Annotated in this window: 1 protein-coding gene; it reads right to left on the bottom strand. The window is 70.3% G+C overall.

Features of this window, described 5'->3' with window-relative positions; genetic code table 11:
- Positions 1-56: 56 nt before the first annotated feature.
- A complete protein-coding gene (locus AB1460_RS37250; RefSeq protein ID WP_368967246.1) occupies positions 57-1,697 on the bottom strand; it encodes an IS1634 family transposase in 1,641 nt (546 codons plus the stop codon).
- Between the last annotated feature and the right edge of the window lie 84 nt (positions 1,698-1,781).

The raw sequence follows: 1,781 nt of genomic DNA, 5'->3' as shown, positions 1-1,781 counted from the left end.
GCTAGCCGGGTCTTCCGCACATGGGGATTCGATGCTTCGACCTGCCTGACTGGTGATCAAGGTGGTCGGGTCGGGTCGACGCCGAGGATGTCGAGGAGGTGTTGGTGAAGGTGTGGTGGGCGGGGGATGTAGGCGGGCTGGCCGTCGCGCGCGGGCATGAGGCGCAGCGTGTTGAGCGCGCCGAGGACGAGTGCGCCGGTGGGGCGGGCGGGCCGGCCGGCGTAGAGGCCGGGGATCTTCCCGTCCGGGCCGGCACCGAGCCGTGTCTGGCGCTCGATCAGCGAGAAGATGAGCAGTGCCAGGCAGATGACGTGGATGAGGGCGTGGATGCGCTGGTTGGAGTGCAGGAACATCGGCGCGACCGCGAGTGGGCCTTTGAACGCGCCGTAGCGCCGTTCGACGACTTCCTGGCCTTTGTAGCGGGCGAGGACCTCTGCTGGGCCGACATCGTCAGGCAGGTTGGTCAGCAAGGCGTACCAGCCGTCGGTGGCAGCCTCGGCGTCGAGCGCGTCCTGGTTGAAATGCCAGGTGAGGGTGGGTTTCCCGGTGTCCGGGTCGAGGCTGGTCTCGGTGAGCAGGTAGCCGGAGACACGGCGTTTCGCCGCGATCGTCGCGACGCGGGCGGTCACCGCGGCGACGTCGCGGTAGAGGTGGTGGGAACCGGCGGCGCGGGAGAGCCGGTCGAGGTCGTCGGCCGCTCGGTCGAGCTTGGCCGTTCGGGCGGCCCGCGCGGCCTGCGCGCGGGCCGACGACCAGAGGTAGACCGTGCGCATCGTGAGGACCGGGTCCTTCTTCCGCGGCCCGCGCAGCGTGGTCACCCCTTCGCGAGCCCGGTAGGAGGCCCGCTGGTGAGCGAACCTGGCCTGGTCACGGTCGGCGACGTACTCGACGATGCCAGCGCTGGCCCAGTCCAGCCCGGCAAGCGTCGAGGCGGGCACGACCTGCTTCGGTGCCGGAGCGAGGAACTGCACCCCGGCGTCGATCAGCGCGGTCAGGTTTCCATAGGAGACGAGCTTGCTGTCTCCGACCAGCAGGAACCGCCGTTCCCCGGCGAGCGTGGCCAGGGCGTGCATCGCGCCGGTGACCTGGGCGACCTCACCGGCGCCGCCGTCGTAGGCGCGGTGGACCAGCGGGATCCCGCCGTCACCGGTGACCGCGAGCCCGGTCTGGACCTGTTTGAGGTCGGGGCGGCGGTCCTTGGGATGGCCGTACTTCGGGGTCGCGTAGTCGCCGTCGACCTCGGGGTAGGTGCCGTACAGCGAGATCGACGTCATGTCCCAGTGGATCCGGGAGACGTCGAGGCCGAACGCGGCGATCGCCGCGGCGCCGACCGAACCGACCACGGCCTCACAGACCGGGGCGAGCGCGTCAAGCGCCCGACCGACCCGGTCGTCGTTCAACACATCCGGCGCGAGGCCGAACATCTCCTCGACCGCCCACTGGCGTGCCCACCGTTCGACATGCAGCAGCGGGGTCGGCGACGTCAGCCGGTTCGCGACCAGCGCGGCGATCACGTCGCCGTGGGTGGCCCGGTTGACCTTGTCGCGCATCGGGGCGAGCCGGTCGATCGTGCCCGCCAGATCGAGGCGGGCCAGGTAGTCACGCACGACGGGCAGCGCGCCGAGCGGCTTCTCGAAGCTCGGCGGCCCGTAGTCCATCACGACCGTCACAGCCAGGAACAGTCCCAGGCCTGTCACTACCGATCGCGGTCACCCCGACGTGATCCGAACAAGAGACCAAGCAGCTGGCTCACCGCACGCACGTGCGGAAGACAGGGCTAG

The organism is Parafrankia sp. FMc2 (assembly GCF_041008525.1).
Taxonomy (GTDB): domain Bacteria; phylum Actinomycetota; class Actinomycetes; order Frankiales; family Frankiaceae; genus Parafrankia.
Note: the sequence above shows the minus strand (reverse complement) of the source record. Positions and strands in the feature narration are given on the sequence as shown.